The 23,711-nt window shown below is 65.4% G+C and carries 21 protein-coding genes; 12 read left to right on the forward strand and 9 right to left on the reverse strand.

Annotated features, from left to right (window positions below):
• Positions 1–108 precede the first annotated feature (108 nt).
• The 4 genes from AC3WMU_RS21420 to risA form a co-directional block, all read right to left on the reverse strand.
• Positions 109–627 (reverse strand): carboxymuconolactone decarboxylase family protein, encoded by a 519-nt coding sequence (locus AC3WMU_RS21420; protein ID WP_006223770.1) that lies wholly within the window; start codon positions 625–627, stop codon positions 109–111.
• Between the two features lie 74 nt (positions 628–701).
• On the reverse strand, positions 702–1,250 hold the full coding sequence (locus AC3WMU_RS21425) for a peroxiredoxin (RefSeq protein ID WP_006217982.1): 549 nt from the start codon (positions 1,248–1,250) through the stop codon (positions 702–704).
• A 59-nt stretch (positions 1,251–1,309) separates the two neighbouring features.
• Positions 1,310–2,704 carry a sensor histidine kinase RisS gene (gene risS, locus AC3WMU_RS21430; RefSeq protein WP_035212778.1) on the reverse strand — a complete coding sequence of 465 codons (1,395 nt, stop codon included), beginning with the start codon at positions 2,702–2,704 and terminating at the stop codon, positions 1,310–1,312.
• A gap of 34 nt (positions 2,705–2,738) precedes the next feature.
• Positions 2,739–3,473, reverse strand: coding sequence for a response regulator transcription factor RisA (gene risA / locus AC3WMU_RS21435; RefSeq protein WP_003813882.1), 735 nt, complete (start codon positions 3,471–3,473; stop codon positions 2,739–2,741).
• A gap of 131 nt (positions 3,474–3,604) precedes the next feature.
• On the opposite strand from risA, the gene tsaB reads away from it, so the two are divergent.
• The gene (tsaB, locus tag AC3WMU_RS21440; protein WP_492282958.1) at positions 3,605–4,882 is read left to right on the forward strand and encodes a tRNA (adenosine(37)-N6)-threonylcarbamoyltransferase complex dimerization subunit type 1 TsaB; all 1,278 of its coding nucleotides are present in this window, start codon (positions 3,605–3,607) and stop codon (positions 4,880–4,882) included.
• A complete protein-coding gene (locus AC3WMU_RS21445; protein WP_492282959.1) occupies positions 4,879–5,877 on the forward strand; it encodes a uracil-DNA glycosylase in 999 nt (332 codons plus the stop codon). The genes tsaB and AC3WMU_RS21445 overlap by 4 nt, the downstream gene beginning before the upstream one ends.
• A 91-nt stretch (positions 5,878–5,968) precedes the next feature.
• Here AC3WMU_RS21445 and lplT read toward each other — a convergent pair whose 3' ends face one another.
• A complete protein-coding gene (gene lplT, locus AC3WMU_RS21450) occupies positions 5,969–7,282 on the reverse strand; it encodes a lysophospholipid transporter LplT (RefSeq protein WP_006223774.1) in 1,314 nt (437 codons plus the stop codon).
• A gap of 264 nt (positions 7,283–7,546) precedes the next feature.
• Between lplT and smc the strand changes: the two genes are divergently transcribed.
• From smc to ligA, 3 genes are read left to right on the forward strand one after another with little or no spacing between them, the layout of a single operon-like run.
• Positions 7,547–11,080, forward strand: a complete 3,534-nt coding sequence (gene smc / locus AC3WMU_RS21455) for a chromosome segregation protein SMC (protein ID WP_088587952.1) — start codon at positions 7,547–7,549, stop codon at positions 11,078–11,080.
• Between the two features lie 46 nt (positions 11,081–11,126).
• A complete protein-coding gene (locus AC3WMU_RS21460) occupies positions 11,127–12,203 on the forward strand; it encodes a cell division protein ZipA C-terminal FtsZ-binding domain-containing protein (RefSeq protein WP_424624564.1) in 1,077 nt (358 codons plus the stop codon).
• Positions 12,204–14,306, forward strand: coding sequence for an NAD-dependent DNA ligase LigA (gene ligA / locus AC3WMU_RS21465; protein ID WP_006223777.1), 2,103 nt, complete (start codon positions 12,204–12,206; stop codon positions 14,304–14,306). It abuts the gene before it with no gap.
• A gap of 144 nt (positions 14,307–14,450) precedes the next feature.
• On the opposite strand, the gene AC3WMU_RS21470 is transcribed toward ligA, so the two are convergent.
• The 4 genes from AC3WMU_RS21470 to msrB form a co-directional block, all read right to left on the reverse strand.
• On the reverse strand, positions 14,451–15,227 hold the full coding sequence (locus AC3WMU_RS21470; protein ID WP_006223778.1) for a peptidylprolyl isomerase: 777 nt from the start codon (positions 15,225–15,227) through the stop codon (positions 14,451–14,453).
• A gap of 17 nt (positions 15,228–15,244) precedes the next feature.
• Complete coding sequence (locus AC3WMU_RS21475) at positions 15,245–15,514, reverse strand: BolA family protein (protein ID WP_006223779.1); 270 nt, start codon at positions 15,512–15,514, stop codon at positions 15,245–15,247.
• 70 nt (positions 15,515–15,584) lie between these two features.
• Positions 15,585–16,160, reverse strand: a complete 576-nt coding sequence (locus tag AC3WMU_RS21480; RefSeq protein WP_006223780.1) for a septation protein A — start codon at positions 16,158–16,160, stop codon at positions 15,585–15,587.
• Entirely contained in the window at positions 16,161–16,559 is a 399-nt protein-coding gene (msrB, locus tag AC3WMU_RS21485; protein ID WP_006223781.1) for a peptide-methionine (R)-S-oxide reductase MsrB, read from the reverse strand. It abuts the gene before it with no gap.
• Between the two features lie 52 nt (positions 16,560–16,611).
• Between msrB and AC3WMU_RS21490 the strand changes: the two genes are divergently transcribed.
• The 7 genes from AC3WMU_RS21490 to AC3WMU_RS21520 all read left to right on the forward strand — a co-directional run bounded on the left by AC3WMU_RS21490 (position 16,612) and on the right by AC3WMU_RS21520 (position 23,664).
• On the forward strand, positions 16,612–17,289 hold the full coding sequence (locus tag AC3WMU_RS21490; RefSeq protein ID WP_006223782.1) for an energy-coupling factor ABC transporter ATP-binding protein: 678 nt from the start codon (positions 16,612–16,614) through the stop codon (positions 17,287–17,289).
• Entirely contained in the window at positions 17,286–17,882 is a 597-nt protein-coding gene (locus AC3WMU_RS21495; RefSeq protein WP_006223783.1) for an energy-coupling factor transporter transmembrane component T family protein, read from the forward strand. Before AC3WMU_RS21490 ends, AC3WMU_RS21495 begins: the two co-directional genes overlap by 4 nt.
• A gap of 39 nt (positions 17,883–17,921) precedes the next feature.
• Complete coding sequence (locus AC3WMU_RS21500; protein WP_006223784.1) at positions 17,922–18,479, forward strand: biotin transporter BioY; 558 nt, start codon at positions 17,922–17,924, stop codon at positions 18,477–18,479.
• 235 nt (positions 18,480–18,714) lie between these two features.
• Positions 18,715–19,878: an ABC transporter substrate-binding protein gene (locus tag AC3WMU_RS21505; protein WP_006223785.1), complete on the forward strand. Its 1,164-nt coding sequence runs from the start codon at positions 18,715–18,717 to the stop codon at positions 19,876–19,878.
• A gap of 146 nt (positions 19,879–20,024) precedes the next feature.
• Positions 20,025–21,062, forward strand: coding sequence for a branched-chain amino acid ABC transporter permease (locus tag AC3WMU_RS21510; RefSeq protein ID WP_006223786.1), 1,038 nt, complete (start codon positions 20,025–20,027; stop codon positions 21,060–21,062).
• Positions 21,063–21,067: 5 nt separating this feature from the next.
• The gene (locus AC3WMU_RS21515) at positions 21,068–22,906 is read left to right on the forward strand and encodes a branched-chain amino acid ABC transporter ATP-binding protein/permease (RefSeq protein ID WP_088587960.1); all 1,839 of its coding nucleotides are present in this window, start codon (positions 21,068–21,070) and stop codon (positions 22,904–22,906) included.
• Complete coding sequence (locus AC3WMU_RS21520; RefSeq protein ID WP_006223788.1) at positions 22,903–23,664, forward strand: ABC transporter ATP-binding protein; 762 nt, start codon at positions 22,903–22,905, stop codon at positions 23,662–23,664. The genes AC3WMU_RS21515 and AC3WMU_RS21520 overlap by 4 nt, the downstream gene beginning before the upstream one ends.
• Positions 23,665–23,711: the final 47 nt, after the last annotated feature.

Genomic DNA, 23,711 nt, shown 5'->3' on the forward strand with positions numbered 1-23,711 from the left:
GGCGCCGCCCCAAAGAAAAAACCCGCCTGGTTGCACAGGCGGGTTTTTTTCTTTTAGGGCCAGGCCGCCGCAAGCACGCGAAGCGTGTGCGGCGTGGGGGCTGCTCTCTTACTTGCCTTGGGCGGCCAGGGCCAGCGCGGCGGCGTTCACCACGGCGGCGATACGGCCGGCGTCGCGCAGCTGTTCCGTCGACAGGCCATCGTTCTTCAGGTTTTCATAGTGCGAGGCCACGCAGAAATGGCACTTGCCGATGATCGAGGCGACCAGCGCGAACAATTCGAAGCGCTTCTTTTCCACGCCGCCATGGGTGGCGTAGGCGTTCATGCGCAACTGGGCCGGCAGGCTCTTCAGGTTGGCGTCGCCCGTCATTTCGACGTAGGGATACCAGGTGTTGTTCATGCCCATGAGCGCCGAGGCGGTCAGTGCGGCATTGGCGTCGCCTTCCGACAGGCCGCTCTTGAAGGCTTCCACCAGCACCGGGCTGCGCGCGGCATAAGCGGCGGACAGGGCGGCGCCTACGGCGTCTTCAGGGGCCAGCGTCGAGCGGGCAATCACGGCGTCCAGATTCAGGCGGATGTCCTTGGCCCAATCCGGGAGCTGTTCCTTAATGGTGGTAAGAAATTCCATAGTTTTTACCTATAATCTAGAGCAATTAAAGCCCAGCTCGGGGCCTGCAAGCAGGCCCGTTGCCGGGCTGGAAATTACAGCGTAGCGCCGCCAACCGTACGGTTGCACGGGCACAGTTCGTCGGTTTGCAGACCGTCGAGCAGACGCAGAACTTCTTCCGGGTTACGGCCGACGTTCAGGTTGTTCACCGAAACGTGCTGGATCGTGTTGTCCGGATCAACGATGAACGTGGCGCGCAGAGCAACGCCAGCACCCTTTTCACGGACGCCCAGTTGGTCAATCAGGGCACCGGTGGTGTCGCCGAATTGGTAGTGGCCCAGCTTGTTCAGGTCCGGGTGCTCACGGCGCCATGCCAGCTTGACGAATTCGTTGTCGGTCGAGCCGCCCAGCAGGACGGCGTCGCGGTCTTCGAAATCCTTGGCCAGCTTGTTGAAGCCGACGATTTCGGTCGGGCACACAAACGTGAAGTCTTTCGGGTAGAAGTAGATCACCTTCCACTTGCCGGGGAACGAGCTTTCGGTGATGTCTTCAAACGCCGACACGCCATTTTCTTCGTGCTGGTTGAAGCCGGGCTTGACGCCGGTGACCTTGAAGGGCTCGAGTTTGTCGCCAACAGTTTTCATGTGTACTCCCAGTAGTTGTTGGTGGAAATAAGGCTGTGCCTTAAAGCATAAATTCTACGCTATGGATTATCGTTGTCTAATTGATAATTCCTAAACTTAGCTTTGGGCAACTCTATGCGGGCAGTCAGGCCGCCACCCTCGCGGGGAAGCATCCGCAGCGATCCGCCCACGTGCTTGAGCAGGCGTTCGACGATCGCCAGACCCAGCCCTGCGCCGCTGACGCCGGTGCGTGCCGCCTCGCCACGCGAGAACGGCCGCAACAGGCGATCCACGTCTTCCGGCGCGATGCCGGGGCCGCGATCCGCCACCTCGATCACGATCATGCCGCCTTCAGCTTGCAGTGTCATGACCAAATGGGCCATGCCGTCGCTGGAGCGTCCGTAGCGGCGGGCGTTTTCGATCAGGTTGCTGACCACGCGCTTCAAGTCCAGCGCCGTGATCCGGGCACGCAGCCCCGGTTCCAGGGACGCTTCGAGCTCTCCGCCCAGCGAGGCCGTGTGGCTGCGTTCGCGTTCGTAGAGTTCGGCCAGTACCGCCGAGATGTCGGTCGCCAACTGCGGCAGCGTGCCGGCGGGGCGCGCGTATTCCATCAGCTGGCCGATACTGTGGTCGATCTGGCCCAGGTCTTCGTCGATGGCCTGGCGGGCGTCTTCCGACACGCCGCTCAGCTCGATCTCAAGCCGCATGCGGGCAAGTGGGGTGCGCAGATCGTGCGAAATCCCCGCCAGCATCAGTTCCCGGTCTGCCTCGGCCTGCCGCAGGTCTTTGGCCATCCGGTTGAACGAGGCGTTCAGGTCGCGGATCTCCAGCGGCCCCTGCTCGGGCAGGGCCGCCGGCGTTTCGCCGCGCGACAGGACTTGCGCCGCCCGGGCCAGCCGCGACAGGGGCCGGTTCACGAAGCCCACCGAGACCGCCGCCCCGACAAGGGAAAGCAGCAACGCCGTGGCGCCCCATCCCAGCCATTCGATCCCGCCCGTCAACCCGATCTGTTCTCGCTCGAACACCAGCCAGTACAGGTCTTTCTCTATCTGGAAGCTGACCCAGAAGCCGGGCACCTGGTTCACGCCCCAGGCAATCTGCGTTTCCGGGCCGAAGCGCGTGCGGATGTGCTGGGCAACGCGTTGCCAGTAGTCGTCGTCGGGGAGGGCTTCGGCAAAGTCGGTGACCTCGCGCGGATAGACCTGGATGCCTTCATTGGTGGCCAGATCCAGCAGGAGCTTGCTGCGTTCGCCGTTATGCGAGTAGATCAGCGCCGTGCGCGTGATATTGACGGCCGTGATCACCCGCTGCGCCATTTGATTGGCGCGCGGTCCCAGCTCCATGCTGAAGAAGACTTGTAGCCACGCGCCCAGGCTGACGAGCATCAGCGCGGCAAGCAGCAGGAACGTGCGGCCGAACAAGCCGAGCCGCAAACGTGATGTCAGGTTCCTGAAGGTTCTGCGCAAGCGGGGCACGAGGCTGCGCTCCTGCCCGGGGCGGGCGAGCCGATCAGCTACCACCGTCCGGCACAAACACGTATCCAAGACCCCAAACGGTCTGGATGAACACGGGCTTGGACGGATTGGGTTCGATCAGTTTGCGCAGGCGCGAAATCTGGACGTCGAGGCTGCGATCGAAGGCTTCGTATTCGCGGCCGCGGGCCAGCTCCATGAGCTTGTCGCGGGACAGGGGAATCTTCGGATGGCGCGCAAACACCTTGAGCACCGAGAATTCACCCGTGGTGATCGGCACCTGTTCGCCGTTGCGCGTGAGCGTACGGGTGGACAGGTTGAGCACGTAGGGACCGAAGGCGATGGATTCGTTTTCCTGGCTGGGGGCGCCGGGATGCTCCTCGGTACCGCGGCGGCGCAGGATCGCATTGATCCGTGCCAGCAGTTCCCGGGGGTTGAAGGGTTTGGACAGGTAGTCGTCCGCGCCCATCTCCAGGCCCACGATGCGGTCGATTTCTTCCGCCTTGGCCGTGAGCATGATGATGGGGGTATTGTCGTGGCCACCGCGCAGCCGGCGACAGATGGACAAGCCATCTTCGCCGGGCAGCATCAGATCCAGCACGAGCAAGTCGAAGTGCTCGCGTTGCCAGAGTTTGCCCATCTCTTTGGCGTCTTCGGCAACGAAAACGTTGAATCCCTGCTCGGACAAATACCGGCGCAGCAAATCGCGCAAGCGCGGATCATCGTCGACGACGAGGATTTTTCGGGTGGGGGTGGTGTTTTGCGTATTCATGGCCGGAAATGTAACAGTGACGAGAACCAGCGGCTAGTGGGCGTTCACAAGATATTACACATTGCGAACCATGGTTGAAATCCCCCTTACAACCGGGGCCAAAGCCGCCGTATTTCGTACAATCTGCATCTATGGAACTAAACCTGCTGGCTTTGGAAACGTCTTCGTCCCGTTGTGGGGTGGCCCTTTTGCGGGCGGTCGATGGCCGTCTGGAGGTCAGTACCCGGGAACACGAGGGGTCCCAGGAGCATGCGGAACGGCTTTTGCCGATGACCAACGAACTGCTGGCAGCCTCAGGGCTGGCGCCGTCCGCCCTGCACGCCGTGGCGTTCGGCCAGGGCCCGGGGGGCTTTACGGGGCTGCGCGTGGCCTGTGGCGTGGCGCAGGGCATGGGGCTGGGCCTGGGCATACCGGTGCTGCCCGTGGTGTCCCACCAGGCCGTGGCGGCCCAGGTGGCCGATGCGACGCCGTCCGACGCCATCGTCGTGGCACTGGATGCCCGGATGAATGAGGTCTATCTGGCGGTCTACCGCCTGGTTGCCGCCCGGGAGGGTGAATCCGGCTGGGAAGCCTTGCAGCCGCCCTTGCTGATCGCGGCAGCAGAAGTCGTGCCCTGGACCGAACACCATCTTTCCGCATGGTCGGCGCAGACGGGGCAGAGCCTGAATCTGGTGCTGGCCGGCGACGCCTGGGATGCTTATGCGGCCGATATGGCGCATCCCGCCGCATGGCGCCGCGCCGCCGACGCGCAACGGCCCGAAGCCGCCAGCGTGGCGCGCCTGGCGCGCCAGGGCTGGCTGCGCGGCGAGGCCCTGCCGCCCGAACAGGCCGCGCCGCTGTACGTGCGCGACAAGGTGGCGTTCACCACCGCCGAGCGCATGCGCGGCGAAGGCGGCAATCCCAAGGCGCAGCCGTCGCTGGCGCCCCAGGCCCCTCAGGTGCCCTTGATTCCGCAGCCGCTCACCGAGGCCGACCTGGACGAGGTCGTCGCGCTGGAAGCCCATGTGCAGGCCTTCCCCTGGACGCGCGGCAATTTCGCGGATGCGCTGGCCGCCGGGTATGGCGCCTGGGTGCTGCGCCGCGAAGGCAAGGTGGCGGGTTTCTGCATTCTGATGTTCGCGCCCGACGTGGCGCATCTGCTTGTGATCGCCGTGGACAAGCACCTGCATCGCCAGGGCCTGGGCGGCGTGCTGCTTGACTGGTGCGAGCAGCAGGCGCGTGAGCGCGGGCTGGAAGGCGTGTTGCTGGAAGTCCGTCCGTCGAACGCGTCCGCCGTCAGTTTCTATCAACGCCACGGTTATCTGCAGATCGGCGTGCGGCGCGGGTATTACCCGGCCGCCAAAGGCGCCCGTGAAGACGCCCTGGTCATGCAGAAGCGGTTCGCCGCAGTGGCGGAGGAAGCGGCATGACGGTGCCGATCGCCGCCGCCAGGCCGGCAGCCCCCCGCGTCAATCCCCTGCAGCGCATCTGGCTGCGGGAAATCGGCATGGAACGCCTGTGGATGCGCCCGGCGCCTGCTGCGGCACGCCTGGCAGTCATGCCTCAAGCGCCTGTTTCCGAACCCGTTTTGGCCCCTGGCCTGGCACCCGCCGTGGTGGCGCGCGATATCGCGCCGGCAACGGTGCCGCCGACGGTTGCGTCGCCGGCACCCGCCGTACCGCAAGCGGCCGCGGTTAGTCCGGTGCCGGCCGAGCCTGTGGTTCCGAGCACGCGCTCGAATGGCCGTCCCGGTATCCCGGCGTCCATCCTGAATCGCACCGGTCCGCCGCCGCGCCCCGTGCCCAAGGCAGCCGAAGACGAAGCCGTCGAAGCGCCGCGCATCCCCGTGGCGCAAGCCGTCAAGAACGCCACCCTGGACGAGTTGCGCGAGCAGGTCGTGGCCTGCACCGCCTGCGGCTTGTGCGACGGCCGGCGCCATGCTGTCTTCGGCCAGGGCGCCACTCCCACCCGCTGGCTGGTCGTGGGCGAGGCCCCCGGCGAGCAAGAGGACCGGCAGGGCCATCCCTTCGTGGGCCGGTCCGGCCAATTGCTGGACGCCATGCTGGCCGCCGTGGGCATGAGCCGCGAGACCGACGTGTTCATCACCAACGTGATCAAGTGCCGCCCGCCGGGCAATCGCAACCCCAAGCCCGAGGAAATCGCGGCCTGCAGCCCGTACCTGATGCGGCAGATCGCCTTGCTGAAACCCGAGCGCATCCTCGTGCTGGGCCGTTTCGCGGCGCAGACGCTGCTGGGCACGGACGCCACCATCGGCAGCCTGCGCGGCCGCGTGCACGCGCTCAAGACGGACGAGGGCGCCGAGATCCCCGTCATCGTCAGCTACCACCCAGCCTACCTGTTGCGCAGCCCGTCCGAGAAGGCGCGCGCCTGGCAGGACCTGAAACTGGCGTCACGGATGGTGTGACCGCGTCGGGCGGGCGCATGTCCAGATAAGAAAAAACCGGGCCTGGGCCCGGTTTTTCTTTGGAAGATCAATGGCTTGGTGTGGTGGCGGCCTAGTGCGTGGAATCCAGCGCGCGGCCGTGGCCTTCCTGGCCGATCTGGTCGTGCAGATCGGGGTTGGCCTGCATGTTGCGCTTGCTCCAGCGCATGAACACGACCATCAGCACGGCGACTACGGTGCCGAAGATGACGATGATCACGTTGATGGGCAATTGCAGCCAGAGCAGCAGGGTGTACATCGCCACCATCAGCAGGATGTTGAGCTGTTCGTTGAAGTTCTGCACGGCGATGGAGTGGCCGGCCGACAGCAGCACGTGGCCGCGGTGCTGCAGCAGGGCGTTCATCGGCACTACGAAGAAGCCGGCCAGGCCGCCCGTGATCAGCAGCAGCAGGTAGACGCTCCAGGGCGAGTAGACCAGCGGCATCAGCAGCACGACCAGCCCCATGGCGGCGCCCACCGGCAGCACGGCCAGGGCGCGGCGCAGCGGGATGCGGCCTGCCAGGATGGACCCTACCACCGTGCCCAGCGCTGCCACGCCCATCAGCATCGAGGCCTTGTCCAGCTGATAACCCAGGTGGCTGCGGCCCCATTCGATGACGATCAGCTGGAGGGTCGCGCCGGCGCCCCAGAACAGCGTGGTCACGGCCAGCGAGATCTGGCCCAGCTTGTCGCGCCAAAGCACGCAGACATAGCCCCAGAACGTGCGGATGAGCCTCACCGGGTTCTTTTGCTGCGGCGGATAGCGCACGTGGGTGCGCGGAATCATCAGGTTGCACAGCGCTGCCAGCAGATACACGAAGGCGATCACGAGGATGGCCGCTTCGGCGGGCGTGTGGACCAGGTTGCCGATGAACGAGTGGCTGAGCAGCGCGCTGGACACCGAGGACGAGATCAGCAGACCACCCAGCACCGTGCCCAGGATGATGGAGAAGACCGTGAGGCCTTCGATCCAGCTGTTGCCCTTGACCAGCATGTGGGGGGGCAGCATTTCGGTGACGATGCCGTATTTGGCGGGCGAGTAGGCGGCGGCGCCGATGCCCACGACCGCGTAGGCCGCGCACACGAGATATGTTTGATATTCCGGGGCCACGCCGATGCTGGCGTAGGAGAACATCAGCAGGCAGCCGGCCACCTTCAGGGCGTTGGTGGAAAACATCACCCGGCCCTTGGGGAAGGAATCCGCCAGGGCGCCGACAAAGGCCGCCAGCACCACATAGGCCAACGCGAAGGACCATTTCATCATGGGCGCCAACCAGTCGGGGCCGTGCAGTTCCTGTATCAAGGCGATGGCTGCGATGAACAGCGCGTTGTCCGCCAATGATGAGAAGGCCTGCGCGGCCATGACTAGATAGAAACCACGTTTCAAGAATGTCCCCGTTCTTTGGCCTGAGCCCGGCCGGTCCGCGTGAAAATTATGTGTCGTGCCAAAAAGTGTCAGGGAGTATAGCCGGAGCGCGCAAGCGCGCTATTGAGCGTTTGCCCGCGGGTTGACCGTTGCTGACGTTTGGGGACAGACTGCCTGCGGTATCATACGACCCATGTGTGAGCCGGCCCTTGAAGGGCCGGTTTGCAATCTATGCGGCAGGTCCGTTAACGCCTTTCGTTCAACCCACCCCGTCGTCATCGTACTGTGCGTCTCACTCAGCTAAAACTCGCCGGCTTCAAGTCCTTCGTTGATCCCACCGTGATCCCCGTGCCCAGCCAACTGGTCGGCGTGGTGGGTCCCAATGGCTGCGGAAAATCGAACATCATTGACGCCGTGCGATGGGTGCTGGGCGAGGCCAAGGCCTCCGAACTGCGCGGCGAGTCCATGCAGGACGTCATCTTCAACGGCTCGGGCCACCGCAAGCCGGCCGCTCGGGCGTCGGTCGAAATGGTGTTCGACAACAGCGAAGGGCGCGCTGCCGGCCAATGGAGCACCTACGCCGAAATCGCCGTGCGCCGCGTCCTGACCCGGGACGGCACCAGCAGCTATTTCGTCAACAACCAGCAGGTCCGACGCCGCGATATCCACGACATCTTCCTGGGCACCGGCCTGGGCGCTCGCGGCTACGCCATCATCGGCCAGGGCATGATCAACCGCCTGATCGAGGCGCGTCCTGAAGAACTGCGGGTGTTCCTGGAAGAAGCGGCCGGCGTATCGCGCTACAAGGAACGCCGCCGCGAGACCGAAAACCGCCTGTCCGACACGCGCGAGAACCTGACGCGCGTCGAAGACATCCTGCGGGAACTGAACAGCCAGCTGGAGAAGCTGGAGGCGCAGGCCGAAGTGGCCACCCGCTACCGCGAACTCCAGGCCGACGGCGAAAAGAAGCAGCATGCGCTGTGGTTCCTGAAGGAAACCGGGGCACGCGAAGAGCGTGCCAAGAAAGCCCAGGAAATGGCGCAGGCCCAGAATGAACTGGAAGCCGCCATCGCCGGCCTGCGGGCGGGCGAAGCGGCGCTGGAATCCCGGCGCCAGGCCCATTACGCGGCCAGCGACGCGGTCCACGCCGCCCAGGGCGGGCTGTATGAAGCCAACGCCCAGGTCAGCCGCCTGGAGGCCGAGATCCGCCACGTGGTGGATTCCCGCAACCGCCTGCAGTCCCGTCGCGACCAATTGCAGCAGCAGATCGCGGAATGGACCAGCCAGCGCGAGCACTGCACCGAACAGATCGCCCAGGCCGAAGACGACCTGGCGACCGCCGCCGCCCGCACTGAAGAGGCGCGGGCCACGGCGGAAGACGCCCAGGCGGGCCTGCCATCCGTCGAACAGCGGGTGCGCGAAGCCGCCGCTGGCCGCGACGAGATGCGTGCCGCCCTGGCCCGTGTCGAACAGAACCTGGCACTGGTCGCCCAGACCCAGCGCGACGCCGACCGCCAGATGCAGGTCCTGGAGCAGCGCCGCGAACGCCTGCAGCAGGAACTGCGTGAACTGCACGCCCCGGACCCGGTGCGCCTGGAGCAGTTGGCCGGCGACCGCCTGGCAGGCGAAGACCAGCTGGAAGAAGCCCAGGAAGAGCTGGCCACCCTGGAAGGCCGTGTGCCCGAAGCGGATGCCGAGCGCAGCCGCGCCCAGGCCGCCGCCCAGACCGACGTGCAGAACCTGGCACGCCTGGAAGCCCGCTTGTCGGCGCTGGTGAAACTGCAGGAAGACGTCCAGAAGCAGGGGGCGCTGGAACCCTGGCTGGCCAAGCATGAACTCGCGGGCCTGTCGCGCCTGTGGCAGAAGCTGCATGTCGAGCCGGGCTGGGAAACCGCCCTGGAATCGGCGCTGCGCGAACGCATGGCGTCGCTGGAAGTGCGCAGCCTGGATTGGGCGCGCGCGTTCGCCGAAGACGCGCCGCCCGCCCGCCTGGCCTTCTACCAATTGCCGGTCGCCGCGCCCACGCCGCCTGCGCCCGCCGGCCTGACGCCGCTGGCCAGCCTGCTGCGCATCACCGATCCCGACCTGCGCACGCTCTTGAACGACTGGCTGGCCGGCATCTACACCGCCACCGACGTGACGCAGGCCCTGGCCATGCGCGCGACCTTGCCCGCGGGCAGCGCCTGCGTGGTCAAGGCCGGCCACCTGATCGACGCGCACAGCGTGCGCTTCTACGCGCCGGACTCCGAACAGGCCGGCCTGCTGGCCCGCCAGCAGGAAATCGAAAACCTGCAGCGCGAGATCAAGGCCCAGCAACTGATCGCCGACCAGGCGCGCGCGGCGGTCGCCCGCGCCGAAGTGGCGTGGCAGCAGGTGTCCCAGGCGATCGCTCCGGCGCGCACACGCGTGGCCGAGGTCACGCGCCGGGTGCACGACATCCAGCTGGAACACTCGCGGCTGCAGCAGCAGGCCGAGCAATCCGGTGAACGCGCCTCGCGCCTGCGGCAGGACCTGGAAGAAATCAAGGTCCAGGAAGAAGACCTGCTTGCCACCCGCGAAGAGGCCGAAGCCCGTTTCGAGACCCTGGACGAGGAACTGGCCGAGCACCAATCCCGGTTCGCCGACGCCGAGATCGACGGCGAAACGCTGGCCGCCCAGGCAGAAGCCGCCCGCACGCGCCTGCGCGAGCTGGAGCGCGCGGCTCAGGAAGCGGAGTTCGCCGAGCGCGGCATCCAGGTCCGCATCACCGACCTGCAGCGCAACCAGCAATTGGCCGCCGACCAGAGCCAGCGCGGCTCGGTCGAACTGGAACAACTGATGGGCGATCTGGCAGAGCTGGATGCCTCCGCATCCCAGGCCGGCTTGCAGGACGCCCTGGAAGCGCGCGCCGAGCGCGAGGAAGCGCTGTCGCGCGCGCGCCAGGAAATGGAAAACCTGGCGGCCTTGCTGCGGGGCGCCGACGAAGACCGGCAACAGCAAGAGCAGACGCTGGAACCGCGCCGCGCGCGCATCATGGAATTGCAGTTGCAGGAACAGGCCGCCCGCCTGGCCGAAGAACAGTTCACCGAACAGCTCAACGCGCGTGAAGTCGACCGCGAGGCGCTGGCTCAGGATCTGGCCAACGCCCCAGACGAATGGCGCCGCGCCAGCTGGCTGCAGCAGGAAGTGGGGCGCATTTCGCGCCAGATCGAGTCGCTGGGCTCCGTCAACCTGGCGGCGCTGGACGAATTGAACACCTCGCGCGAACGCAAGGGCTTCCTGGATTCGCAGCACCAGGACTTGATGACCGCCATCGAGACCCTGGAAGACGCCATCCGCAAGATCGACCGCGAAACCCGCGAGCTGCTGCAAGAGACGTTCAATATCGTGAACGGCCACTTCGGCGAGCTCTTCCCCAAGCTGTTCGGCGGGGGCGAGGCCAAGCTCAGCATGACCGGCGAGGAAATCCTGGACGCCGGCGTGCAGGTGATGGCCCAGCCTCCGGGCAAGCGCAACAGCACGATCCACCTGCTGTCGGGCGGCGAGAAAGCGCTGACCGCGACCGCGCTGGTGTTCGCGCTGTTCAAGCTGAACCCGGCGCCGTTCTGCCTGCTGGACGAGGTGGACGCCCCGCTGGACGACGCGAACACCGAACGCTATGCGAACCTGGTTGCCAGCATGAGCGAGCAAACCCAGTTCCTGTTCATCTCGCACAACAAGATCGCCATGCAGATGGCAAAGCAACTGATCGGGGTAACCATGCAAGAGCAAGGGGTTTCGCGTATCGTTGCGGTAGATATAGATTCGGCCGTGCAAATGATGGCCTCCGAAGCGGCATAAACCCAATATTCAGAAAGGCGCCGCACTGTTGGCGCGGGATTTACACATGAGTGATTTGCAGATCGGGCTGATTGCCCTGGGCGTCTTGCTGATACTGCTGGTGCTGGGATTCAACTGGTGGCAGGATCGGCGCGTCCGGCGCAAGATGCAGAGCCATTTCCCCACCTCCGAGCAGGATCCGCTGCTGGGCGGCGCCGCCGCGGCCAGCGCCACGGCGACGGCTTCGGGGGCGACTTCGCGTCGCGAACCCGGCATGGGCGGCGATGCGCCGCGCGGGCAAGGCCAGCCTGCGCCTGTGGATCCCGGCAGCGATGCCGACGATGCCGAGGAGCCCGATCCCGCCTGCGAAGTGGTCATCGAGATCAACTTCGCTGAGCCGGTGCGCGGCGCCGACCTGCTGCCGTATATGCAAAGCCTGCGGCACGTGGGCCGCAAGCCCATGCGCGTGTTCGCCGAAACCGACCAGCGCCGCCATCGCGCGCGGGTCCATGCCGGCGAGACCTATGCCTCCATGCAGTTGGCCGTGCTGCTGGCCAACCGCAGCGGTCCGCTGACCGCCATCGAATGGTCGCAAGCCTGGGCCCGCGCCCAGGACATGGCCGAACGCTTTGACGCCACGATCGAGGGCCCGGACCAGCAAGCCGTGCTGGAGCAGGGCGCCCGCCTGGACGATACCTGCGCCGCCCTGGACACCCAGGTCGGCCTGACTCTGATGCTAGGCGCCGCTCAACCGGCCGCTGAAGTCCTGTCCGTCGCTCGCGACACGGGTTTCGTGGCGGACGGCAACCGCCTGGCCTGGCCCGCCGAAAACGGCGTGACCCGCTTCACGCTGTCGCGTGCCGACGGGGCTGCCTTTGACGCCGGCATGGGTGGTGTCGAACGCCTGTACCTGCTGCTGGACGTGCCCTGCGCGCCGGCAGACAGCCGCGCCTTTGGCCGCATGGTGGATGTGGGCCGCGACCTGGCTGCGCGCCTGCGCGCCGAACTGGTCGACGACCAGGGCAAACCGCTGGCCGACGGTTCGGAAACGGTGATCGACGAACGGCTGCAAGTGCTGTTCGAACAGCTCGAACAAGCGGGCCTGCCCGCCGGAAGCGAGCGCGCTCAACGGGTGTTTGCGTAAATGAGCGGCACGTCCGGTGGGGAATCCGCGGCCCAGGCCGCGGCGCGCTTGCGCGCAGAGCTTGAACAGCACAACGTCCGCTATTACGTCTACGACGAACCCTCGATCTCGGATGCCGAGTACGACGGGCTGATGCGCCAGCTGGAAGCGCTGGAGGCCGAGCACCCCGAGCTGGTCACGCCGGAGTCGCCCACGCAACGCGTGGGGGCGGCCCCGGTCTCGGCGTTCGGCAGCGTGCGCCATGTGGTGCCGATGCTGTCGTTGAACAACGCGTTCGACGAGGAAGAGGTCGCGGCCTTCGATCGTCGCGTGACGGATACGCTGCGAGGCGCGGGCCTCTTGGGCCCGGCGCAACAGGCCGATTATTTCTGTGAATTGAAACTCGACGGCCTGGCGATCAGCCTGCGCTACGAAGACGGCCGCCTGGTGCAGGCCGCGACGCGCGGCGACGGCCAGACGGGCGAGGACGTTACCTCCAACATCCGCACGATCAAGGCGATTCCGCTGCAGTTGAAGGGCGCTGCCCCGAAAGTGCTGGAAGTGCGCGGCGAAGTGCTGATGAACCGCGCCGACTTTGAAAAGCTGAATGTGGCCCAGGCCAAGCGCGACGAGAAAGTGTTCGTGAACCCGCGCAACGCCGCCGCCGGCAGCCTGCGCCAGCTGGACCCGCGCATCACGGCCAAGCGGCCGCTGCGCTTTTTTGCGTATGGTTGGGGAGAGGTCCAAGGCCTGCCCGGCGCGCAGAATGGCCTGTTCGATGAAACTTCGGCCGGCGCCGGCCAGGCGTCGGTGCTTCCGGAAAAATCGCACGGCGCGATGCTGGCCTGGCTGCACGAGCTTGGCTTGCCGGTCAATCTGATGCACAACCACCGGGCCACCGGCGCCGAAGGGCTGATGGCGTTCTACGCCAAGGTGGGCGCGATGCGCGCGACCTTGCCCTATGACATCGACGGCGTGGTCTACAAGGTGGATTCACTGCCGGCGCAGAAAGTCCTGGGTTTCGTGGCGCGCGCCCCGCGCTTCGCGCTGGCGCACAAGTTTGCCGCCGAAGAGGCTACGACGACCCTGCTGGATATCGAGGTGCAGGTAGGGCGCACCGGTGCAATCACCCCGGTAGCTCGCTTGAAGCCCGTGTTCGTGGGCGGCGTTACCGTCACCAACGCCACGCTGCACAACGAAGACGAGATCCGCCGCAAGGACGTGCGGATCGGCGACACCGTCATCGTGCGCCGCGCCGGCGACGTGATTCCCGAGGTGCTGGGGCCGGTGCTTGAAAAGCGGCCGGACGACGCCCGGGAATTCGTCATGCCGACGGCCTGCCCGGTCTGCGGTTCGGCCATCGAAAGGCTCGAAGACGAAACCATCGCGCGCTGCACCGGCGGCTTGTTCTGCGGCGCGCAGCGCAAGCAGACCCTGTGGCACGCTGCCAGCCGCAAGGCGCTGGACATCGAAGGCCTGGGCGAAAAACTGGTGGACCAATTGGTCGATAGCGGCCGCGTGAAGACGCTGGCCGACCTGTACAGCCTGCGTCCGCTGGAACTGGTGGGGCTGGACCGCATGGGCCAGAAATCCGCCGACAACCTGGTGGCCGCCATTGAAAAGGCCCGGGAGCCCGGTTTGGGCCGTTTGCTGTTCGCGTTGGGCATTCGCCACGTGGGCGAAACGACCGCCCGGGACGTCGCGCGGCATTTCGGCAGCATTGACGCCATCATGGATGCCGACGAAGATGCCTTGTCGTCCGTGCCGGACGTGGGCCCGGTGGTTGCGGCTTCCATTCGCCGCTTCTTTGCCGAGCAGCACAACCGCGACGTGATCGAACAACTGAAGGCGCAGGGTGTGAACCCGGTGGCCGAAGCCGTGCCGCAAGGCACGACGTTGGCGGGCAAGACCTTTGTGCTGACGGGCACGCTGCCGAACTGGACGCGCGAAGAGGCTTCGATGCACATCCAGGCGGCCGGCGGCAAGGTCAGCGGCTCGGTATCCAAGAAGACGGCATACCTGGTCGCAGGTGAGGAGGCCGGCAGCAAGCTCACCAAGGCCCAGGAACTGGGCGTGACGGTGCTGGACGAAGACGCGCTGAAGGCCTTGCTGGGCATGTCCTAGGCCCAGGCCCGAGTTCCTACTCGGTCTTCCCTGCAAAACGAAAAAGCTGCACGCCTTGGGCGCGCAGCTTTTTTTGCTTCAGGGCGGCTTGAGGCAAAAAAAACTGCCCGCATCGGCGGGCAGTTTTCTTGTCTGGCGAGAGGCTTACTGAATCTTGGCCTTGTCGCGCAGCTGCTTCTGGTAGTCGGCCAGGGTTTGCTGGCGCAGCATTTCTTCCAGTTGCGGACGCACTTGATCCAGCGGCGGAAATTCCACCGGGCGGGTGTCGTCAACCATGATGATGTGCCAGCCGAACTGGGTTTGCACCGGCTTGTCGACCAGTTGGCCCTTCTTCAGTTGGGTCACGGCTTGCGCGAACGGCTGGACGTAGTTGGTCGGAGGAGCCCAACCCAGATCGCCACCCTTTTCGGCGCTGCCGGGGTCCTTCGAGTTCTTCTTGGCCAGGTCGTCGAACTTGCTCTTGTTGCTCTTGATCTGGGCCAGCAGGTCATTGGCCGTCTTCTCGTCTTCGACGAGGATGTGACGGACCTTGTATTCCATCTTGCCGGCTTGTTCCTTCTTGATCTTGTCGTATTCCGCCGTGACCTTGGCGTCCGACACCGGATTCTTGGCCAGGTAGTCGGCCATCAGGGCGCGCACCAGGATGCCTTGGCGGGCCAGTTCGACTTCGGTCTGAACATCGGCCTGCTTGGCGATACCGCTGGATTCGGCGGCTTGCACGAAGATCTGGCGGTTGATCATTTCTTGCTTGACCTGTTCGCGCAGTTGCGGCGAATCGGTTGCGCCTTGGCTGACCAGCAGCTTGACGAATTGATCCAGGTTCTTTTGCGGAATGGCCTTACCGTTGACGGTTGCCACGTTTTGCGCGAAAGCAGGCACGGCGATGACGCAGGCCGCAGCCAGCATGACGATGCGTTTCATGAATATCCTTTGACTTTCTATTTGGGAGCCTGGGCATCTAGCGCAAGCGCATGAATCGGATAGGGGATCAAATCTTGCAAATGATGATACACCAGCCTATGTCGCGCCACGGCAGAGAGCCCTGCAAAGCAAGACGCAACGATGTGCACGCGATAGTGGCCGGCGCCGTTTTTACTGCCTTCGTGGCCGGCATGCAAATGCGAGTCGTCCAGAATGTCCAAAGTGAGGGGTTCCAGGGCGGCTAGGCGCTCCCGGATCAGGGCGATGCGGTCGGTGGTGTCTGACATGGCGGCAAGGGGTAAGTTCCGGCGCGCCGCCCTGGGGCGGGTGCGCCGATAAGGAGGGCCGTCTGGCGGATCAGGGCTTGCCCGGCGGGGTGCCGGAACCGGCGTTTTCGTCGGTCTGGATGTGTTTGCCCAGCCACACCGACTGGCCAATTACGAATACGACCATCAGGCCCATCAGGCCGAAGGCCTTGAAGCTGACCCATTGCGATTCGGTGAAATGGCCGGAGAACGCCACATACAGGTTCAGCGCGCCCGCGATGAGGAAGAAGCCGGCCCAGACCAGGTTCAGCTTGTCCCAGGCCGCGTCGGGCAACTGGATCTGCTTTTCCATCAGCCGGCGGATCAGGTTGCGGCCGAACAGCAGGCGGGCGAACAGCAGCGCGCCGCCGAACAGCCAATACAGCACCGTGGGCTTCCATTTGATGAAGACGTCGCTGTGCAGCCAGATCGTGGCGCCGCCGAAGACCAGGATGACCGTCAGGTTGATCCAGTGCATGGCCTCGGTGGGGCGGCCCGTGGCTTTGAGCCAGATGATCTGCAGCACGGCGGCCGCCATCGCGACGCCCGTGGCAATGAAGATGTCCGTGTACCGGTAGGCGATGAAGAACAGGAACAGCGGAAACAGGTCGAACAGAAACTTCTTCATTCAGTCTTCTATGGGTTCAAACGTCATCGACAGGGAGTTGATGCAATAGCGCAGCCCGGTGGGCTCGGGGCCGTCGGGGAAGACGTGGCCCAGGTGCGAATCGCAGACGTTGCACAGCACTTCGGTGCGCACCATCCCGTGGGTGGTGTCGCGCTCTTCGCGAACCAGTTCCGGGTCCAGCGGCTGGAAGTAGCTGGGCCAGCCACAGCCGGCGTCGAATTTGGTGTCGGATGCGAACAGGGCCGTGCCACAGCCCACGCAGCGGTAGATGCCGGGCGTGGTGGTATTCCAGTAACGCCCGGTGAATGCACGTTCGGTACCCTTTTCCCGGGTGACCACGTATTCTTCGGGGGAAAGCTGTGCGCGCCATTCGGCGTCGGATTTGCGTACTTTTTCCATATGAGCTCTTGGAGTCCCGATGCCCGAAATGGTTCGGGCATAATCCCGCCCCATGTTAATCGAGTTTGACCAGGCGGTAGTGTCCACGCCCCAGGCGGAAGTGTTGCGCGGGGTGAGCCTGACCCTGGCCGAACGCCGCATCGGCATCGTCGGCCCCAACGGCGCCGGCAAGAGCACGCTGGCGCGCCTGGTCAACGGCCTGGTGCTGCCTTCCGCGGGCAGCGTGCGGGTGGATGGGCTGGATACGCGCCGGGACCTGAAGGCTGTGCGCCAGCGGGTCGGCTTCGTGTTCCAGAACCCCGAGAACCAGATTGTCTTTCCCATCGTGCGGGAAGACCTGGCGTTCGGCTTAAAGCGCCTGGAACCCGACAAGGCGCGGCGCGAAAGCCGCATCGAATCCCAATTGAGCGCCCTGGGCGTGGGGCATCTGGCCGATCGCACCAGCCATACGTTGTCGGGCGGCGAGCGCCAGCTTGTGGCCCTGGCGGCCGTCCTGGTGATGGAGCCGGCGCTGATCGTCTTCGACGAACCCACGACCCAGCTGGACCTGCGCAACCGCAACCGGGTACGCTGCGCCATCGCCGGGCTGCCTCACGACGCCATTGTCGTCAGTCACGATCTGGAACTGCTGGAAGACTTCGACCGCGTGTTGGTCGTGCGTGATGGGGGCATCGCTGCCGACGACACGCCCGGCGCCGCCCTGCGCTGGTACCGGGAGCATTGCGCATGATGGAGCCGCTATACGTCGCTGGCCAGTCGCCGTTGCATCGACTGCCGGCCTGGCTGAAGCTCGCGGCACTGATCGGGGCCGGGGCAGGGCTGTTCATGCTGCGCGACCCGCGCTGGCTGGCCGTGGCATTTGCCGCGGCGGCGGCGTTGGTCGGATCGACGGGCGTCACTGCGGCCGCCGTCTGGCGCCAGGTGCGGGGGCTGCTCTGGGTGCTGCTGGCCGTCGCGCTGTTCACCGGATGGTTTCAAGGCTGGGTCGAGGCGCTGGCTGTGGTGCTGCGCATCGGGGCGATGGTAGGGCTGGCGCTGGCGGTCACGCTGGCCACCCGCACCTCGGACCTGATCGCCGTCTGCGAACGCGCGCTGATGCCGTTTGAACGCATCGGCCTCGCGGATGCCGGCAAGGTCGCGCTGGCCTTGGCGTTGGCGTTACGCTTCGTCCCCGAGATCTGGCGCAATTTCCAGGAGATCCGCGAAGCGCAAGCCGCCCGCGGGCTTGGCGCTCACCCGGTCGCCTTGATCGTGCCGCTGATCGTGCTGACGTTGAAGCGCGCCCAGGAAGTCGCCGAAGCCATCGACGCGCGCAGCCCCTGAGGGCGGCGCGCACAGCCTTGATTCCTTAGAGGGGAAGCCATGAAATCCAATAACACCGTGCTGATTGCGCTGTTCGCGGCGCTGATCGTCGTCTTGAGCCTGATGCCGCCGATTCCACTGCCCGGCATTCCGGTGCCGATCACCTTGCAGACGCTGGGCGCCATGCTGGCCGGCGCGATGCTGGGGCCGCTGCGCGGTGCGCTGGCCTGCCTGCTGTATCTGGCCCTGGCGGCGATCGGCCTGCCCGTGCTGCCGGGCGGCCGGGGCGGTCTGGGCGCCTTCTTCGGCCCCACCGGCGGGTTCCTGGTCGGGATGGTGGCGGGCGCCTTCGTGACGGGCTGGCTGGCGCGCCGTCTGGCGGGCCGCGCCACGGGCACCTGGACGGTGTTGGCAGGTTATATGGCCGCATGCGTCGTAGGCGGCATCGCGGTGGTGTACGCCTTTGGCGTGCCGTGGCTGGCGTCGGTGACCAAGATGGGGCTGCCCAAGGCGGCGACGGCGGTGGCGGTGTTCCTGCCGGGCGATCTGGTCAAGGCCGTGGTGGCGGCGTGGGTGGCCTCGCGAGTTGAACGCGTCTGGCCGATGCTGGGACGCTAGGCTGGCGGCACAGGGAATCCCCCAACTGACGCGCCGAAAGTTTTTCTAGTACAAGTTCGCCATTAACGAATGCGTTTGCTAAAACAAGGTTTCCGTAGCACATCAGGGATTTACCGTAGTTGCGGGAAGTCATCTGATACTGTTTTAACCATATAATATTTTTTTCTGTATAACTTTAACTAGGCTCGCTTCGCCTCAATCGAGGCACATAAGAGCCACCACAGGAGACAAAAATATGCGCAAGCACTTCGGCTTGTCCGCGGCGGCTGCCGCTTTCGCCCTGACGCTGCCGCTCCTGGCGAGCGCACAGGTCAAGGTGGGCGTGACGGTATCCAGCACCGGCCCCGCCGCGTCGCTGGGGATCCCCGAGCGCAACACCGTGGCATTGCTGCCCAAGGAAGTGGCCGGCCAGAAGATCGAATGGATCGTCCTGGACGACGCTACCGACACGACGCAAGCCGTCAAGAACTCGCGCAAGCTGGCCTCCGACGACAAGGTCGACGTTCTGATCGGCACGTCCGTGACCCCGGGCTCGCTCGCCATGGTGGACGTGGCTGCCGAAGCCAAGGTGCCGATGATCAGCGTGGCCGCCAGCGCCAAGATCGTCGAGCCGGTGGACGAGAAGCGCCGCTGGGTCTTCAAGACCCCGCAGAACGATGCGCTGATGGCCGGCGCCCTGGCTGACGCCATGGCCAAGTCCAAGGTCAAGACGCTGGGCTTCATCGGCTTTGCCGACGCCTACGGCGACGGCTGGCTGGACGTGATGCAAAAGGCCGCCAAGGCCAAGGGCATCGAGATCGTCGCCATTGAAAAATACAGCCGTACCGACACCAGCGTGACGGGCCAGGTCCTGAAGCTGGTCGGCGCAAAGCCCGACGCCATCCTGATCGCCGGCGCCGGCACCCCGTCGGCCCTGCCGCAGAAAGAACTGAAGGCCCGTAACTACGGCGGCACCATCTATCAGACCCACGGCGCCGCCAACAACGACGTGCTGCGTGTCTGCGGCAAGGACTGCGACGGCATGTTCCTGCCGGCCGGCCCGCTGCTGGTGGCGGCCCAGTTGCCCGATTCCAACCCGGTCAAGAAGTCGGCCCTGGCCTACGTCGAGACCTACGAGAAGGCCAACGGCGCCGGCTCGACCAACACGTTCGGCGGCCACATGTGGGACGCCGGCCAACTGGTCGTGGCGGCATTGCCGGTGGCGTTGAAGTCGGGCGCCAAGCCCGGCACGCCGGAATTCCGCGTTGCCATGCGCGACGCGCTGGAAGGCGTGAAGGATCTGGCTGCCTCGCAAGGCGTGTTCAACATGTCGCCGACCGACCACGCCGGCTTTGACGAGCGTTCGCGCGTCATCGTCAAGGTCGAAGGCGGCAAGTGGGTCTATCAGCCCGGCCTGTAATTCCCCAGGATTGCCCGATCCACGGGTGCGCGACGTAAAGCAGGCGCCAGTCGCTGGCGCCCGCCTTGCAGCACCCGAGCAATGCTTCGCACCGGCCTTTCCGGCCGGTGCGTCGTATCAGCAAGAAATCACAAGGTAGTTGTTCGATGGATTCCTCAATTGCGCTGATCCTGCTGCAAGACGGTGTCGTCAACGGCGCTATCTATGCCCTGTTGGGCATGGCTCTGGTGCTGGTTTTCGCCGTCACGCGCGTCATTTTCATTCCCCAGGGCGAGTTCGTGGCGTTTGGCGCCTTGACGCTCGCCATGCTGGTGGACGGCAAGGTGCCCGGCACCGCCTATCTGCTGCCGCTGCTGGGCGCCGTCTGCCTGGCGCTTGAACTGCTGCGCGCCGTGCGCACCCGCAGCTTCGCCGGCCTGCCCAAATCGCTGGTCACCTGTGTCGTCCTGCCGCTTGCGCTGTTCTGGGTGACCAAGAGCTATACCGGACCGGACAACTCGCTGTGGCTGAACATGCTGCTGACGCTGTTGCTGGTGATCCCGATGGGCCCCATGGTTTATCGCATCGTCTACCAGCCGTTGGCCGAAGCCACCGTGCTGGTGCTGCTGATCGTCTCCGTGGCCGTGCACTTTGCCTTGATGGGCCTGGCACTGGTGTTTTTTGGCGCCGAAGGCTGGCGCACGCCGGCGTTCGTCAGCGGCCAGGTGGATCTGGGCTTCATGGTCTGGTCCGCGCAAAGCCTGTTCGTGGTGGCGACCTGCGCGCTGCTGATCGTGGCCCTGTGGCTGTTCTTCGGCAAGACGCTGTATGGCCGCGCGTTGCGCGCCACTGCCGTCAACCGCCGCGGCGCGCGGCTGGTCGGCATCAGCACCACCATGTCCGGCAGCCTGACGTTCACGCTGGCGGTGGGTATCGGCGCCATGTCCGGCATGCTGATCGCGCCCATCACCACCGTCTACTACGACACGGGCTTCCTGATCGGATTGAAGGGCTTCGTGGGCGCCATCATCGGCGGCCTGGCCAGCTACCCCATCGCCGCGGCGGGTTCGCTGCTGGTCGGCGTGCTGGAGTCGTTCTCGTCCTTCTGGGCCAGCGCCTATAAGGAAGTGATTGTCTTTACCCTGATTATCCCGGTTCTGGTGTGGCGTTCGTTCAGCACCCATCACGTGGACGAAGAGGAATAAACGCCATGAACCGCATTTTGCTTGCCGTATTCATCGTCGTCCTGGCGGGCCTGCCATTGGTGCCGGTCACGCCCGAATTCTGGGTGACGCAACTCAATTACATCGGCCTGGCGAGCCTGGTCGTGCTGGGGCTGGTGCTCCTGACCGGCGTGGGCGGCCTGACGTCCTTCGGCCAGGCGGCGTTCGTCGGCCTGGGCGCGTACACCACTGCTTTCCTGACCACGCAGTACGACGTATCACCCTGGCTGGCGTTGCCCGTCGGGCTGGTCATCACCGCCGTCGTGGCGTATCTGCTGGGCGCGATCACGTTGCGCCTGTCGGGCCACTATCTGCCGCTGGGCACCATCGCCTGGGGCCTGTCGCTCTATTTCCTGTTCGGCAATATCGATTGGCTGGGCAAGCACGACGGCATTGCCGGCATCGAACCGCTCAGCGTTTTCGGCATCTCGCTGGCCAGCGGCCGGCACATCTATTACCTGATCTGGGTGTTCGTGCTGCTGGCGCTGTGGGCCACGCGGAATCTGCTGAACTCGCGTCCGGGCCGCGCCATCCGCGCGCTGAAAAGCGGCGCAGGCATGGCTGAATCCATGGGCGTGAACACGGCCGCGTACAAGGTCGTGATCTTCGTCTGGGCGGCACTGCTGGCCTGCATTTCGGGCTGGCTCTACGCGCACATGCAGCGCGCCGTCAGCCCCAGCCCCTTCGGCCTGAACTACGGCATTGAATACCTGTTCATGGCGGTGGTGGGCGGTGCGGGTTACGTCTGGGGCGCCTTGCTCGGTTCCAGCGTCATCCTGGTGCTGAAGGACCAGTTGCAGAACCTGCTGCCCAAGCTGCTGGATACCAACGCCAACTTCGAAATGATCGTTTTCGGCGTGCTGCTGATCCTGATGCTGCAATACGCCCGCAACGGCCTGTGGCCGATCCTGGCGGGCTGGTGGGGCAGCGTTACCGGGGCCGACGGTTCGCGTCGCAATCTGGCGCCGCCGGCGCCCGCGCCCGCCTTGCCGACGCGCGAGCGTCCGCAAGCGGGGCAGGTCGTGCTGGAAGTGGACGCCATCCGCAAGGAATTCGGTGGCCTGGTCGCGGTCAACGACATCACCTTCAAGGTCAGTTCGGGCGAAATCATGGGCCTGATCGGCCCCAACGGCGCCGGCAAGAGCACGACCTTCAACCTGATCAGCGGCGTGCTGCCGGTGACGCGCGGCAAGGTCACGTTCATGGGCCAGCGCATCGACAACCGCTCGGCGCGCGAGATCGCCAAGCTGGGCGTCGGCCGCACCTTCCAGCACGTGCAACTGCTGCCCGGCATGACCGTGCTGGAAAACGTGGCGCTGGGCGCGCACTTGCGTTCCGACGTCGGTGTGCTGGCGGGCGCCTTGCATTCGGACCGCGCCCGCGAGGCGCAGTTGCTGCATGAGGCTGCCGAGCAGATCAAGCGGGTGGGCCTGGGCGAGTACCTGTACGAGCAGGCGGGCAACCTGGCGCTGGGCCAGCAACGCATCCTGGAAATCGCACGCGCCCTGGCGTCCGATCCTGTGCTGTTGCTGCTGGACGAACCCGCCGCCGGCCTGCGCTACAAGGAAAAGCAGGACTTGGCGCGCGTGCTGGAACAGCTGCGCGCGGAAGGCATGAGCATTCTGCTCGTCGAACACGATATGGATTTTGTGATGCGCCTGACCAACCACCTCGTGGTGATGGATTTCGGCACCAAGCTGGCCGAAGGCGTGCCGGCCGACGTGCAAAAGAACCCGGCGGTGCTGGAAGCCTATCTGGGCGGCATCGACGACGACCTGCCCGAAGCGGATCAGGCCAAGCCCGTGTCGGCCGGAGGTGTGCAATGAGCGCGACGCAACCCCCCGTCCTGGAAGTCAGTAACCTGTCGGCCCGCTACGGCAAGGTGGGTGCGCTGGTGGGCGCCACCCTGACCGTGCCCGCCGGCAGTATCGTGACCGTGATCGGCGCCAACGGCGCCGGCAAATCCACCATGTTGAACGCCATGATGGGTTCTTTGCCGCAGACCGGCCATTCCGCCGGCACCGTGCAGTACGCTGGTACCGACGTGTCGGCCTGGCAGGTGGAGCGCCGCGTGGCGGCCGGCATGTCGCTGGTGCCCGAACGCCGCGAACTGTTCGGCACCATGTCCGTGGAAGACAACCTGCTGCTGGGAGGTTTTCGCCGCTATCGGGCGCGCGAAGCCGGCTGGCGCGACACGCTGAACGAAGTGTTCGACCTGTTTCCGCGGCTGCGTGAACGCCGCGCCCAACAGGCCGGCACCTTGTCCGGCGGCGAACGCCAGATGCTGGCTGTCGGCCGTGCGCTGATGGCCAAGCCCACGCTGCTGATGCTGGACGAGCCCAGCCTGGGCCTCGCGCCGCGCATCGTGCGCGAGATCTTCCACATCATCGCGCGCCTGCGCGAAACCGGCGTGGCGATCCTGCTGGTCGAGCAGAACGCCCGCGCGGCCCTGCAAGTGGCCGACTACGGTTACGTGCTGGAAACCGGCGAAGTGATCCTGCACGGCCCGGCGCGCGAACTGGCCGGCGACCCGAAGGTCATCGAAAGCTACCTTGGCCTGGGCAAGGGCGCGGAAAAAGACTGAGTGGCACGCCAAGCCGATCCTGAAAAAGCCGGACACCGACAGGTGCC

This window comes from Achromobacter sp. FW305-C-13 (genome assembly GCF_058783475.1).